General features: G+C 64.8%; 10 protein-coding genes and 1 riboswitch. Of the genes, 5 read left to right on the forward strand and 5 right to left on the reverse strand.

Annotated features, from left to right (window positions below):
- The first annotated feature begins 95 nt into the window (after positions 1–95).
- Positions 96–1,292, forward strand: coding sequence for a mannonate dehydratase (gene uxuA, locus AZF01_RS00900; RefSeq protein WP_024708505.1), 1,197 nt, complete (start codon positions 96–98; stop codon positions 1,290–1,292).
- Here the strand turns inward: uxuA and AZF01_RS00905 are convergent.
- Positions 1,282–1,749 (reverse strand): MarR family winged helix-turn-helix transcriptional regulator, encoded by a 468-nt coding sequence (locus AZF01_RS00905; protein ID WP_024708506.1) that lies wholly within the window; start codon positions 1,747–1,749, stop codon positions 1,282–1,284. The two genes, uxuA and AZF01_RS00905, sit on opposite strands and share 11 nt — an antisense overlap.
- Before the next feature lie 70 nt (positions 1,750–1,819).
- Between AZF01_RS00905 and AZF01_RS00910 the strand changes: the two genes are divergently transcribed.
- The 4 genes from AZF01_RS00910 to ribH all read left to right on the forward strand — a co-directional run bounded on the left by AZF01_RS00910 (position 1,820) and on the right by ribH (position 5,267).
- Positions 1,820–2,194, forward strand: coding sequence for a DUF1428 domain-containing protein (locus AZF01_RS00910; protein WP_024708507.1), 375 nt, complete (start codon positions 1,820–1,822; stop codon positions 2,192–2,194).
- An 80-nt stretch (positions 2,195–2,274) separates the two neighbouring features.
- Positions 2,275–2,436: riboswitch (FMN riboswitch) on the forward strand.
- 104 nt (positions 2,437–2,540) lie between these two features.
- Positions 2,541–3,572, forward strand: a complete 1,032-nt coding sequence (gene ribD / locus AZF01_RS00915; RefSeq protein WP_051424075.1) for a bifunctional diaminohydroxyphosphoribosylaminopyrimidine deaminase/5-amino-6-(5-phosphoribosylamino)uracil reductase RibD — start codon at positions 2,541–2,543, stop codon at positions 3,570–3,572.
- A 5-nt stretch (positions 3,573–3,577) separates the two neighbouring features.
- Positions 3,578–4,780 (forward strand): bifunctional 3,4-dihydroxy-2-butanone-4-phosphate synthase/GTP cyclohydrolase II, encoded by a 1,203-nt coding sequence (locus AZF01_RS00920; RefSeq protein WP_036237296.1) that lies wholly within the window; start codon positions 3,578–3,580, stop codon positions 4,778–4,780.
- Positions 4,781–4,835: 55 nt separating this feature from the next.
- Positions 4,836–5,267 (forward strand): 6,7-dimethyl-8-ribityllumazine synthase, encoded by a 432-nt coding sequence (gene ribH, locus AZF01_RS00925; protein ID WP_024708510.1) that lies wholly within the window; start codon positions 4,836–4,838, stop codon positions 5,265–5,267.
- Positions 5,268–5,304: 37 nt separating this feature from the next.
- Here ribH and AZF01_RS00930 read toward each other — a convergent pair whose 3' ends face one another.
- The 4 genes from AZF01_RS00930 to AZF01_RS00945 form a co-directional block, all read right to left on the reverse strand.
- Entirely contained in the window at positions 5,305–7,548 is a 2,244-nt protein-coding gene (locus AZF01_RS00930; RefSeq protein ID WP_024708511.1) for a bifunctional diguanylate cyclase/phosphodiesterase, read from the reverse strand.
- 202 nt (positions 7,549–7,750) lie between these two features.
- Positions 7,751–11,074 carry an error-prone DNA polymerase gene (locus AZF01_RS00935; protein ID WP_024708512.1) on the reverse strand — a complete coding sequence of 1,108 codons (3,324 nt, stop codon included), beginning with the start codon at positions 11,072–11,074 and terminating at the stop codon, positions 7,751–7,753.
- Positions 11,075–11,083: 9 nt separating this feature from the next.
- A complete protein-coding gene (locus AZF01_RS00940; RefSeq protein ID WP_024708513.1) occupies positions 11,084–12,553 on the reverse strand; it encodes a DNA polymerase Y family protein in 1,470 nt (489 codons plus the stop codon).
- Positions 12,480–13,061 carry an ImuA family protein gene (locus AZF01_RS00945; protein WP_024708514.1) on the reverse strand — a complete coding sequence of 194 codons (582 nt, stop codon included), beginning with the start codon at positions 13,059–13,061 and terminating at the stop codon, positions 12,480–12,482. The genes AZF01_RS00940 and AZF01_RS00945 overlap by 74 nt, the downstream gene beginning before the upstream one ends.
- Between the last annotated feature and the right edge of the window lie 141 nt (positions 13,062–13,202).

Below are 13,202 nucleotides of genomic sequence, written 5' to 3' on the forward strand. Positions count from 1 at the left end.
AACACCTTGTTTTGGTGCTAGTGCTTTCCCTTGGATGGACGCGCCTTGCTTGGTCAGGCTCGTCCCAATTGACGAATTCGCACAGGGAGAGAACAATGAGGCAGACGTGGCGCTGGTTCGGGCCTTTGGATCGCGTGTCGATCGACGATATGCTTCAGGCGGGTGTTGAGGGCGTCGTGACCGCGCTTCATCATGTGGCGACGGGCGCGGTCTGGACGCCGGAAGAGATCGCCGGACGTCAGCGTGAGCTGTCCGTCATGACCGACGGAAGCCCCTCCGGTCTCAAATGGGAGGTGGTCGAAAGCCTGCCGGTTTCTGAAGATATCAAGAAGCAGAAAGGCGAGTGGCGCACCCATATCGACAACTACAAGGTCAGCCTCCGGAACCTCGCCGCCGCCGGGATCGAGACGATCTGCTACAATTTCATGCCGGTGCTCGACTGGACCCGCACCGATCTTGCCTTTCGCCTGCCGACGGGGGCGACATGCATGCGGTTCGACTATGCCGATTTCGCCGCCTTCGACATTCACATCCTCAAGCGCGAAGGCGCGGCGGAAGACTTCCCCGAGGATATCCGAGAGGAGGCCGCGCGCCGATTTGCCGGTATGGATGAAGATCGCCGGCAGGCTCTTGCGAAGAACGTCGTCTTCGGCCTGCCGGGGGCAGCCGAAAGCTTCACGCTGGACGATGTGCGCCATCACCTCGGCGAATATGCGTTGATCTCATCGGACGGGCTGCGCGGCAATTTCATCGCGTTCCTCGAAGAGGTCGCGCCCGTTGCCCAGGAGTTCGGGCTCAGGCTTTGCTGCCATCCGGACGATCCGCCCTTCGGTCTTCTGGGCCTGCCGCGCGTGATGTCGACGGAAGCCGACTACAAGGCGATGATGGAGGCGGTCGACACGCCGGCAAACGGCATCACGCTCTGCTCCGGCTCGCTCGGCGCGCGGCCGGACAACGACCTTCCGGGCATGATGGAGCGGTTTGGCGACAGGGTGCACTTCCTGCATCTGCGCAATGTCCGCCGCGAGACCGGCGACATCAAGGGATCGTTCTACGAATCGGAACATCTGGGCGGCGACACCGACATGGTGGCGCTCGTTGCCGCCGCACTTGCGGAGGAGAAGCGGCGCCGCGAGGCGGGGCGGATCGACTGGAACATTCCGTTCCGTCCCGATCACGGCCTCGACATTCTCGACGACCTGAACCGAAAGGCTCAGCCGGGCTATCCGGCGATCGGCCGCCTGAAAGGGCTCGCCGAATTGCGCGGCATCGCCGCCGCCCTCAGCCGCTGATCTCATCCTCCGGCAGTGCGAAAGTCAGCGCGAGCAGGTTTTCGCGCAGCCGGGGCAGGTCGTCGGCCACCACCGCATCGAGCCGGTCATGGGTCTCTCGCCAGACCGGCACGGCGCGCTCGAGCAGATCCAGTCCCGCGTCCGTCAGCTTCAGCCGCCTGATGCGCTTGTCCTCGGGGTCCTGGAAACTCTTCAGCAGGCCGCGCCGCTCCAGCGGCTTGACGCTCGCCGTCAATGTGGTGCGGTCCATGGCGAGCACCATCGCCACTTCGGCGATCCGCGGCGGCTCGGGCCGGTTCAGAGACATCAGCAGCGAATATTGACCGTTCGTCAGGCCGAGCGGGCGCAGCACCTCGTCGAAATGCCGGCCGACCGCCCGTGCCGCCCGCTGCAGGTAGAGGCACAGGCAGCGGTCACGAACCTCGAGCGTTACGGACAGGGGTAGACTCTCGCGCATCGATGTGCCTTTATGTTGATATCAACGTAAAATCCGTTGGCGACTGAGTCAAGACACGGGAGAAATGCGCATGACCTATGTGGACGGTTTCCTGGCCCCGGTGCCGGTGAACAACAGAGAGGCCTATTACGCCTTGTGCCAGAAGGCGGCGGCGAAGTTCAAGGCGCATGGCGCCCTTTCCTATGTCGAGTGCTGGGAGGAGGATGTCCCGGACGGCAAGGTGACCTCGTTCAACATGGCGCTGAAGAAGGAGGAGGGCGAGGCGGTTGTGTTCAGCTGGGTCGTCTGGCCTTCCAAGGATATCCGCAATGCCGCCTGGGCCGCGCTGATGAACGACCCGGACATGAACGAGATGCCCTTTGACGGCTCACGGATGATCTATGGCGGCTTCGACCTGTTTTTTGCCGGGAACGGGGCGGCGGCAGCCACCGGTGAGACTGCCTGACAGACTGTCGTTGAAATTGGCGCTTGTCATTTGCAGATCGCGTGCCTAGATTTGTCGGCGTCGGCCGGATGTCCGGTCGGCGACGTTCTCAGGGCGGGGTGAAATTCCCCACCGGCGGTAATTGCCTTTGTGCATCAGCCCGCGAGCGCCTTGATCGAAGGGATTTCCCGGAAGATCAAGGGTCAGCAGATCCGGTGTGACTCCGGAGCCGACGGTTAGAGTCCGGATGGAAGAGAACAGCGCGTGACGACGTGTGCACTGTATCCCGCATCGCGGGCGCAGTCGGCGTTTCACTATCCGCTTTTTTGCCCTGCATGGCGTCTTGTTCGAATGATGAGGCGATGGCATGGGCATTCACCCCGCCACAGACAGTTTGAATGCGGCAGTTCTTGCGGCGGCCCTGTCGCGCGCGCTTGACGGGGCGCAACGCTTTGCCGGGGCGACGGCGCCCAACCCGCCGGTCGGCTGCGTGCTGCTCGATGCGGGCGGCATGGTGATTGCGGAGGGCTTTCACAGAAAGGCCGGCCTGCCGCATGCGGAAGCGGAAGCGATCGCTGCCGCGCGCGCGGCGGGCGTTGCCGACCGCATCCACACCGTCGTCGTCACGCTCGAGCCGTGCAATCATCACGGCCGCACGCCGCCCTGTGCCGATGCCATTCTGGCAACGTCTGCCCGGCGCGTCGTCATCGGCTGGCCGGACCCGAACCCCGCGGTCGTCGGCGGCGGGGCCGCGCGCCTAGCCGGCGCCGGGCTTTCCGTCACCTTCGCGGCCGATTTGCCGGATGGCCGCTCCCGAAAACTCGCGCTTCGCGCCAGCCGGCTGGTCGCGCCCTTTACCAAACGCGCGCTCACGGGTCTGCCCTGGGTGACCGTAAAACAGGCGCTCGACGAGACGGGCGGCATGGCGCCGCCCGCCGGCGCGAAGACCTTTACCTCGGCCGCCTCGCTCACGCTTGCCCACCGCCTGCGCCGCCGCGCCGACGCGATCCTCACCGGTTCCGGCACCATCCTTGCCGACAATCCAGAACTCACAGTCCGGCGCGTGCGCGATTTTCCCGGCAAGGAGCGCGTCCTCGCCATTCTCGACCGGCGTGGCCGTGTGCCGGAGGCCTACATGGCCGAGGCCGGCGCGCGTGGCTTTTCCATCATCCGGCCCGGGACGCTGGAAGAGGCGCTCGTTGAACTTGGACGTCGCGGCGTGCTGGAGGTGCTGGTGGAAGCCGGCCCTTCGCTGACTGCGACCATGCTCGATGGCGGTCTCTGGGACGAACATGTTGTCATCCAAAAGGGCGATCCCGACCGCGTGCGCATCGTCCATCGCAATCCCGAATTTGACGAAACGGACGAGGCGGATTTCCTGCCCGGAGAAGAAAAATGACAAGAATGGAACGCAATCTGACCGCCTCTTCCGTCGAGAAGGCGATCGAAACCCTGAAGTCCGGCGGCATGGTGCTGCTGGTTGACGACGAGGGCCGCGAGAACGAGGGTGATGTCGTCGTTGCCGCCGACTTCGCCACGCCGGCGGCCGTCAACTTCATGGCCAAACATGCCCGCGGGCTGATCTGCCTGACGCTGACCGGCGAGCAGGTCGACCGGCTTGGCCTGGCGCCGATGGTGGCCGACAACCGTGCCAGGCATTCCACGGCCTTTACCGTCTCGATCGAGGCGGCCGATGGGATCACCACCGGCATTTCGGCGGCCGAGCGCGCCTTGACCATTGCCGCCGCCGCCAATCCGCAAGCGACGTCCGCCGACATCGTTTCGCCCGGCCACATGTTTCCCCTGCGCGCGGCGGATGGCGGCGTTCTGGCCCGCGACGGCCATACCGAGGGCGCGGTCGATCTCGCCCGCCTTGCCGGCCTCAATCCGGCGGCCGTGATCTGCGAAGTGATGCGCGATGACGGCGAAATGGCCCGCCGGCCCGATCTCGAGGTCTTCGCGGAAACCCACGGCATGCCGCTTCTGACGATCCGGGAGCTCGCCGAATACCGGCTGCGCACCGAAATCCTGGTCGAGGAGGTTGCCCGGGCGTCGCTGCCGACCGCGGTTGCCGGTTTTGAGGCGCATGCCTTCAGGAGCCTGATCGACGGGACGGAGCATCTGGCGCTGGTCAAGGGGCCGCTCGGAGACCGGCCGCTGGTGCGCGTGCACTCCGAGTGCCTGACAGGCGATGTCTTCGGCTCGCTGCGCTGCGATTGCGGCGAACAGCTCCACCAGGCGCTGGCCATGATCGGCGCGGAGGGCGGCGTGATCGTCTATCTGAGGGGGCAGGAGGGTCGCGGCATCGGCCTTGCCAACAAGATTCGCGCCTATGAACTGCAGCAGCAAGGCCTCGACACCCACGCCGCCAACGTCGCGCTCGGCCTGCCGGCTGATGCCCGCGACTATCATGCCGCGGCCCATATCCTGAAAAGCCTGGGCATCGCGCGCCTCAGGCTTCTCAGCAACAATCCGGAGAAGCCGGAAGCCCTGGAACAGGCAGGCCTGCATGTTGAAAGGCGGGTGCCGCTGATTGTCGCCTCGAACCCCTTCAACGAAACCTATCTTTCGGCAAAGCGCGAGAAATTCGGCCATCTCCTGCCGTGAGCGCCGCGCCGACCCTCCCGTAAGCCTCCACTTGAGCCAGAAAGGAAATTATTCCGTGTCCCACCGTATCGCCATCGTCATCTCCCGTTTCAACGAGAAGGTCACCAGCGGCCTTCTGAACGGCGCAAAGACCGAGCTTGCCGAGCGCGGCGTCACGCTCGCCGAGACTGATATCTTTGACGTGCCGGGCGCTTTCGAGGCGCCGCTGGTCGCCAGGAAGCTTGCCAAAAGCGGTAACTATGACGGCATCGTGTGCATCGGCGCGGTCATCAAGGGCGAGACGGCCCATTTCGAATACATCTCGGAGGCCGCCGCCCACGGGCTGATGCAGGTTCAGCTTGAGACCGGCATGCCGGTCTCCTTCGGTATCCTGACCACTTATACCGCGATGCAGGCCTTCGAACGCTCCGCCGATGACGAACACAACAAGGGCCGCGAGGCGGCGGCCGCCTGCATTGAGGCGCTGGAGGCGCTGGCAAAGGCCTGACGGTCACACCGCGCTTGGCCTGGCGACGGCCCGGCCGTCAAACAGACGCGCCGGGATCCGTTCCTTCTGAGGCGGCCGTGCCGCGTCCCGTCGCGTTGCGGTGAATGCCGAGCAGGAGGTCGATGTCCTTGAGCGGCATCGGCCTCGCGTAGAGGAACCCCTGGAGTTCGTCGCATCCCATCGCGGTCAGCGCATCGTCCTGTGCGCGCGTTTCCACGCCTTCTGCCGTGGTCCGCAGGTTCCGGGCGTGGGCAAGATCGATGATCGCGCGAATGATGGCCTTGTCATCGGCCTTGCTCTTGGCGTTTTCCTTCAAGCCCTCGACGAAGCACCTGTCGATCTTGATCCTGTCGACATTCAGCGACTTCAGGCGACCAAGCGATGAGAAGCCCGTGCCGAAATCATCGATGGCGATGCGCACGCCGCGCTCGCGCAGCGCAGCCAGGTTTTCGGCCACGGCGCCGGCTTCCTCGGTCGCCACGGACTCGGTGATCTCGAGTTCGAGCCTCGCCGGCGCGAGCCCGCTTGAGAGCAGGATCTGCTCGACCTTTCCGGCATAGGTAGGATCGGAGAGTTCGACGCCCGATACATTGACGGCGATCGAAAGGCCAGGCCACTTCGCTGCGGCCGCGCATGCCTTCGTCAGCGCGAACCGGCCGATATCCTCGATCAGCCCGGCTTCTTCGGCGATCGGAATGAACAGCTCCGGCGATACCCATCCGATCTCCGGATGGTGCCAGCGCAGCAGCGCCTCACAGCCGACGATCCGCCGCGTGAGCGCGGACTGGACCGGCTGATAGTAGACCGAGAGCTGGTTCTGGCCGAGAAGGGCGGTTCTCAGATCCATTTCGGTTCTTCGCCGCAGGCCCAGCGTCTCGTCCATCGCGTCGGAGAAAAAGGAACAGCGCCCCCGGCCGGCAGTCTTCGAATAGTAGAGCGCCACGTCCGCCTTGCGCTGCAGGTTGACGCGGTCATCCCCGTCGCGCGGGAAAATTGCGGCGCCGATGCTGACGCCGAGGAAAACCGTATTTCCCGCGATATGGAACGGTTCGCGCGCGGCTTCCACCATGCGCCGGCAGAGCGCGCCGATCTCCTCGTCGCCGCCCTTTCCGCTCAGCATGACGGTGAATTCGTCTCCGCTGATGCGGGCGACAAGGTCGTCGCGTCGAACGATCGCCTGCAGCCTCAGGGCGAACTCCCTGATCAGCGCGTCGCCCGCCGGATGGCCGAGCGTATCATTGACCTGCTTGAACCTGTCGAGATCGAGGTAGAGAAGGGCCAGCGGTACGACCGGCCTCTCGGCCAGGCGACGGTCGACGTTCTCGTTGAAGGACAGCCGGTTGGGGAGGTCGGTCAACGGATCATGCAGCGCCAGGTGACGGACGCGTTCCTCGCTCTCCTCAAGTCTGCGCGACCGGCTGTCATGGATCGTCAGGAAGATCGCGATCGCGGCGAGCGCGATCACGATGAGGGCGATCAGCACCGGTATCACGCGCGCCATGACCGCGGATCCGGGCCGGTAGGGCTGCCAGACGAAATAGCCGATAGTTCTGCCTTCGCTGGTTTTGAGCGGCTGGTTGGAGCCGTCCGGCGTCCATGAAAAGTGGAGGGCCTCGAACATGTAGTCGTTCTGAAGTTCCTCGATCAGGCTGCCGTCGAGAAACCGGATGGCGACATGCAGATATTCCTGGCCCGGCTCCTGTTGCACGAATTCGGAATGGGGAACGATCGGCTTGATGCTGACCACGGCGGGATGCTCTCTGATCACGGCCAGATCGGAGACGCCCGCTGTCAGGTCCCGTTCATTGATCTGGCCGTCGTTGCCTGCGATCAGCTTGGCCCGAAGTTCTTCGGCAAGGGGCTCGACCTCGCTTTGGATGGCGTCATAGGCGTACTGGCTCGCCATGGCGCCATCGGTGAAGGCGTAAAGCGCCCGGTCGGAAGGGTCGAGGATGTAGACGCCGTCAAAGCCGAAATAGTCGTGCATCCAGGTGCCGAGATTGTCGTCGATCCAGGTGAAATTGCCGGCACGGACCTCGATGACCGCATCGTCCCAGACCGTCGCGCTTTCCTGGTCATGGGCCACTTCGGACTGCAACTGGGAGATCACGAGCCGGACGAGCCTCGCCTGCCGCTCATGGGACGCCTTGTCCGCCTCCCTTCCGGCCCAGTTCAGCAGGGCGAGAACGCCGAGGCCGATCAGCAGCGTGAGCCCCAGGGCGGGTGTTGCACGCGTCAGGAGAAACCGAGAGCGGCTTTTTGCCTGTCTTTTGTTATTCATTATCGAAGCCGATCATCGTATTCGGGACGAAAACTATGCGCAAAGGCGCATCGCCGTGCAAGGCGAACCTGCACCGCTGTCAGAACCGAAGCATCTTTACGTCTTGGGAAGTGTTTCAGATGACACAGAGGCAACTTTGAGCCGCGCCGGTTCCCGTGTCATTTCGGGATGTCGCCGCCCTTGGTCTGGCAGGCGGCACGGCTCAATGAAAATCCCGGCTCGGGAACAACCGTTTCGCCTGCTCCCGCGGGTGGTGGGCGCGGGGCTGGAGTTTCGGGCGGCGCGGCGTGTCGTCGGCCTTTGGATCGGTGATGCCGATGGCGTCGTCCATCGGGTGGCCGAGTTCGGAGAGGCGCCAGGAGCAGTCCTCGATGGTTTCGGCGATCACGTGGACGACCACGCCCTCGCGCTGTAATTTGCCTGTGACTTTCAAAAGACGCCCGCCCATCACCGTGCGGCGGAAGCGTTCATAGACCTTTTTCCACACGACGATGTTGGAGACGCCGGTTTCGTCTTCCAGCGTGAGGAAAATGACGCCGGACGCCGTGCCGGGGCGCTGGCGGGTGATGACCAGGCCTGCGACGTTGACGCGCCGCAGCGGCGTTGTCGCCAGCGCCGAATGCAGCGTCAGGCCGGGCATTTTCGGGCGCAAGAGTTCCATCGGGTGGGCGCGCAGGCTCATGCGGGTCGCGACATAATCCTCCACCACCTGTTCGCCGAGATTCATCGTCGGCAGGATGACATCCGGTTCGTTGATGTGCTCGCCATCGATGGGATCATTGAAGAGCGGCAGCGGTTTTGGCGCGCGGATTGCCTTGACGCGCCACAGCGCATCGCGGCGCGACAGGCCGGCATCCGCAAAGGCGTCGGCCTCGGCAAGGCGCTCCAGCACCGCCGGCATCAGGCCTGCGCGCAGCCACACGTCTTCCGGCGTCTGGTAGCCATTGCCGCGCGCGTTCTCCAGCCATTCGGCATCCTCCTTCTTCAGCCCCTTGATCTGGCGGAAGCCGAGGCGCAGCGCATAGGCGCCATCGGCGCGGCGCTCCAGCGTGCAGTCCCAGGCGCTGTGATTGACCGAGATGGGGCGGACTTCCACCTGATGCTCGCGGGCATCGCGGACGATCTGGGCCGGCGCGTAAAAGCCCATGGGCTGCGAATTCAGCAGCGCGCAGGCGAAGGCCGCCGGATAATGGCATTTCAGCCAGGCAGAGACATAGGTGAGCATGGCAAAGGCTGCTGCATGGCTTTCGGGAAAGCCGTAATCGGCAAAGCCCTTGATCTGGGCGAAGCAGCGCTGGGCGAAATCAAGCTCGTAGTCATTTTTGAGCATGCCGTTGATGAATTGTTCCTCGAATTCACCGATCGTGCCCATCTGGCGAAAGCTTGCGAGCGAGCGGCGCAGCCGGTCGGCATCCTCCGGCGAAAAGCCGGCGGCGACCACGGCGATCAGCATCGCCTGTTCCTGGAACAGCGGCACGCCCTTGGTCTTTTCAAGCACCCCGCGCAGTTCCTCCTTCGGATAGGTGACCTTTTCGTGCCCCAGCCGCCGCCGGATATAGGGCTGCACCATGCCGCCCTGGATCGGGCCCGGTCGCACGATCGCCACTTCGATGACGAGGTCGTAGAAGGTTGCCGGCTTCATGCGGGGCAGAAAGTTCATCTGCGCCCGGCTTTCCACCTGGAAGACGCCGATGGCATCGGCCTTCTGCAGCATGTCATAGGTCGCTTCATCCTCCTGCGGCACGGCGGCGATGGTGAGCGGGCGGTTGTAATGGCGCGCGGTGAGATCGAAGCATTTCTTCAGGCAGGTCAGCATGCCGAGGCTCAACACATCGACCTTGAGGATGTTGAGCGCGTCGATATCGTCCTTGTCCCATTCGATCACGGTGCGGTCTTCCATCGCCGCGTTTTCGATCGGACAGAGCTCGTCCAGCCGATCCTCGGTGATGACGAAGCCGCCGACATGCTGCGACAGGTGCCGGGGAAAGCCGATGATCTCGCCAATCAGGCGCACGGTCTGGGTCAGCCTGCGGTCGGTAAGATCAAGACCGACCTCCTTCAGTCGTTCGGGTTCGGCGCCCTTGCTGGAAATGCCCCAGATCTGGCCGGAAAGCGCGGCGGTGACATCGTTCGACAGGCCCATCACCTTGCCGACCTCGCGGATCGCCGCGCGCGAGCGGAAATGGATAACGGTGGCGCAGAGCCCGGCATGGTCGCGGCCATATGTCTCGTAGATGTGCTGGATCACCTCCTCGCGCCGCTCATGCTCGAAATCGACATCGATATCCGGCGGCTCGCCGCGATGGCGGGAGACGAAGCGCTCGAACACCATGCCGATCATGTCGGGCCGGACATCGGTGATGCCGAGCGCATAGCAGAGGATGGAATTGGCTGCCGAGCCGCGGCCCTGACAGAGAATGCCCTTGCTGCGCGCAAAGGCGATGATGTCGTGGACGGTGAGGAAATAGGCGGCGTAGCCGAGCTCGCCGACCAGCGCCAGCTCCTTTTCCGCAAGCTCCCGGTTGCGTGCCGGAATGCCTTCGGGATTGCGCCGCCTCAACCCCTCCCAGGTGAGGCGGGCAAGGCGGGCCTGCGGCGCCTCGCCATGGGCGACCTCGGCCGGATAGTTGTAGGAAAGCTCGGTCAGCTCGAAGGTGAGGCGCGCGGTGATCTCCAGCGTGCGGCGGATGGCGGCGGGATGATCGCGGAAGATATCCGCCATTTCCTGCGCCGGCTTCAGCCGCCGCTCGGCATTCGGCAGCGCGAGGTGGCCGATCGCATCGATGGTGATGTGATGGCGCATGCAGGTCAGCACATCGGCAAGCTGGCGGCGGCTGGCGTGATGCATCAGCACGTCGCCGACGGCGACCATCGGCGCGCCGGTCTTGTGCGAAAGGGCGGTGAGGGTTTTGAACCAGGCGGCGTCGGAGCCGTCATAGCGGGGGGCCGCTCCGGTGAACACGTGGCCGGGAAAGCGGCGGTGCGCATGGGTGATATGGTCTGCCGCCTCCGCCCTGTTCTCCAGTCCCTGCGGCAGCGCGATGAGGATGGAGCCATCGGCCCATTCCAGCATGTCGCGCAGGTAAAGCAGGCATTCGCCCTTTTGCGCGCGGCGCTTGCCGAGGCTCAGGAGCCGCACCAGCTTCTGGTAGGCCGGCTTGTCCTTCGGCAACGCCACGAAATCGACCGGGCTGTCGGCAAGCACCAGCCGGCAACCGACGATCAGGCGCGGCAGGCGGCGGATCGGCGGCAGGGCAATGGACTTGGCCTCGCCGGCCGGCTGGCGCGACGAGGGATCGATATGGGTCGAAAGCCGGATCGACTGCTCCTCGGCCTGCTTCTCGATCTTGCGCCTGATCTCCTTCAGCGCCCGGAAGGCGCGGACCACGCCGGCAAGCGAATTGCGGTCGGTGATGGCGATCGCGGCAAGGTCCAGTTCGGCGGCGCGGATCACCATCTCCTCCGGATGCGAGGCGCCGGTGAGAAAGGTGAAATTGGTGGTGACGCATAACTCGGCATAATCCATGGCCGGGCCTCAGGCGAAGAGGCCATGGACGAACCAGCCGGGGGCCTGCGGGGTGTGGAACATCCACAGCCTCAGCCCCTGACGGGTTTCCACCCGCCAGTAATCGCGAAGCCCGGAACGCCAGGCCTCGTCCGGCCGCCACCATTCCGGGGCGATCCGCTCCGGTCCGCTGCTTGCCGCCGTCTCAAACCGCATGCGCCGCCAGGAAAAGCGGGACGGCGGGCGGCGGGCGGCGTCGCTCGTCACCGGTTCGGGCGCGAACATGCGCAGCGGGCGGGGGTGGTCCATGCGCCATTCGGCATCCACCCTGCCATAGGCGGCGGGGTTCTCGGTGAAGCCGCGCTCCGGAATATGGCTGGCGACCGGCTGGAAGCGGACGATGTTATCAAGGCCGATGCGCGCGCCGAGCCTTGTGACGAGATCGTCCAGCGCCTCGCCCTCTATGAGCCCGCCTTCGCCGATCTGCTCGGCGGGCAGGTTTTCCACGCCGCGCGCCTCCAGCCGGATCCGCTCGATGCCGAAGCCGGCGTCGATCTCGCCGACCGGACGTTCGAACAGCCGGAGAATGCGGGGCGCATCGCGCATCGGGCGGGCGAGGCGGAGGGTGACATTCTGTCGGGTCTGGTCGACGCGCTCTACCGAAAGCATGATGGCCCGCGCGCCGGCTTCCCGGCTCTTCAGCCGCAGGCAGAGCGTTTCCAGCAGGCGGGAGAGGGCGGCCATCACGTCATCCACAAGGCCGATCGGTTCGGGAAAACTCATCCGCACGCCATAATGCGGCGGCTCGGAAAGCGGCGAGACGGCCTCGCCGCGTGTCCCGAGCGCCTGTTCGAGGCGCTCGATCAGCGCCATGTCGAAGCGGCGGGCGAGCGTGGCGCGCGGCAGGGCCGTCATGTCGGCAATGGTGTTGAGGCCGAGGCGTTTCAGGGCGGTTGCGGTCTTGTCATCGATGCGCAGCGCCGAAACCGAAAGTGGGCCGAGTGCTGCGGAGGTCTTGCCTTCCGGCGCAATGCCGGGGGCAAAGTGAGAAAGCGCCCAGGCCGCGCCGCGGGTATCGGCGATGCCGATCGTCACGGAAAGCCGGGCGTGGGCAAGCCGCTCCTTCATGTCCTCCAGCATCGCCGCCTCGCCGCCGAAAAGGTGGGATGCGCCGGTGATGTCGAGCACCAGCCCGTCCTCGCCGTCGAGCCCGGCATGGGGCGTGTAGCGCGTCGCCCAGCGGGCGAGCATGGTGAGAAAGCGCCGGTCGGCATCGATATCGGCGGGGCGGGTGACGAGGTCCGGCACATAGGCGCGGGCATCGGCCAGCCCCATGCCGCGCTCCAGCCCCTGGCCCTCGGCCTCCCGGTTGAGGTCGTAAAGCCGGTCGTGATTGCCCTCGCTCAGCGTGACGGCGAACGGGCCATCAACCGGGCGGGCCCTGAGAACCCGCTCGCTCGGCAGTCTCTGAAACCATATGGATACGACGCGCCGTTTCATCCCACCGCACTGTCCAGCTGCTATTTGTTCCTGTTTTGTTCTTTATAATCGACCAGCTTTGCAGAGTCGAGTCGGAAGCGGAAAACAGCGGCCTGCAGAGCCAGCGCGTGGTCGCCGCCTGATTGCCGGCGCCTTCGGGATGCAGCGAAAGCCCGATGCTGCGGCCGCTTTCGGCGGCAAGCTGCAGCCGGCGTCCCGGGGTGAGCTCGACCGGCTTGTCCACCTCCATGACGACGAGGCCGACGGCGCCGGAACGCAGACCCTCTTCCGCCGCGGCGAGCGTCTCCGTCTGGTCTGCGGTGCGCGCCAGGATGATATCGCGCGGGTCGAAAAACGCCGAAAACGCCACCGGATTGATCTCCTCGGCAAACCATGCCGGCTTGATCCACAGCACCGTGCCGCCGGTGACGCCGGAAAGCGCTGCGGCAAAGAAAGGCGCGCCGGGGCCGGAGGCATCATGCACCCGGCCGCGCTGGAGCGGAAATATGGTCGAAAACGCATCCTGCATGGGACGATGATATAGCGGATCGGATGAGAATGAAAAGGGAACAAAAGTGTGAGAGCGGAAGATGCAGAAATATGGTTCGAGCAGCGGAAAGATGCCTCCGCGAGCATGACGCCGGTCGTTTTCGGACCTCATAATGACATC

Source organism: Martelella sp. AD-3 (genome assembly GCF_001578105.1).
Taxonomy (GTDB): domain Bacteria; phylum Pseudomonadota; class Alphaproteobacteria; order Rhizobiales; family Rhizobiaceae; genus Martelella.

Bases quoted from the DNA above. Each gene is read 5' to 3' on its own strand.
- AZF01_RS00935 (WP_024708512.1), bottom strand. From the start codon at position 11,074: ATGGATTATGCCGAGTTATGCGTCACCACCAATTTCACCTTTCTCACC.
- uxuA (WP_024708505.1), top strand. From the start codon at position 96: ATGAGGCAGACGTGGCGCTGGTTCGGGCCTTTGGATCGCGTGTCGATC.
- AZF01_RS00910 (WP_024708507.1), top strand. From the start codon at position 1,820: ATGACCTATGTGGACGGTTTCCTGGCCCCGGTGCCGGTGAACAACAGA.
- AZF01_RS00920 (WP_036237296.1), top strand. From the start codon at position 3,578: ATGGAACGCAATCTGACCGCCTCTTCCGTCGAGAAGGCGATCGAAACC.
- ribD (WP_051424075.1), top strand. From the start codon at position 2,541: ATGGGCATTCACCCCGCCACAGACAGTTTGAATGCGGCAGTTCTTGCG.
- AZF01_RS00945 (WP_024708514.1), bottom strand. From the start codon at position 13,061: ATGCAGGATGCGTTTTCGACCATATTTCCGCTCCAGCGCGGCCGGGTG.
- AZF01_RS00940 (WP_024708513.1), bottom strand. From the start codon at position 12,553: ATGAAACGGCGCGTCGTATCCATATGGTTTCAGAGACTGCCGAGCGAG.
- AZF01_RS00930 (WP_024708511.1), bottom strand. From the start codon at position 7,548: ATGAATAACAAAAGACAGGCAAAAAGCCGCTCTCGGTTTCTCCTGACG.
- AZF01_RS00905 (WP_024708506.1), bottom strand. From the start codon at position 1,749: ATGCGCGAGAGTCTACCCCTGTCCGTAACGCTCGAGGTTCGTGACCGC.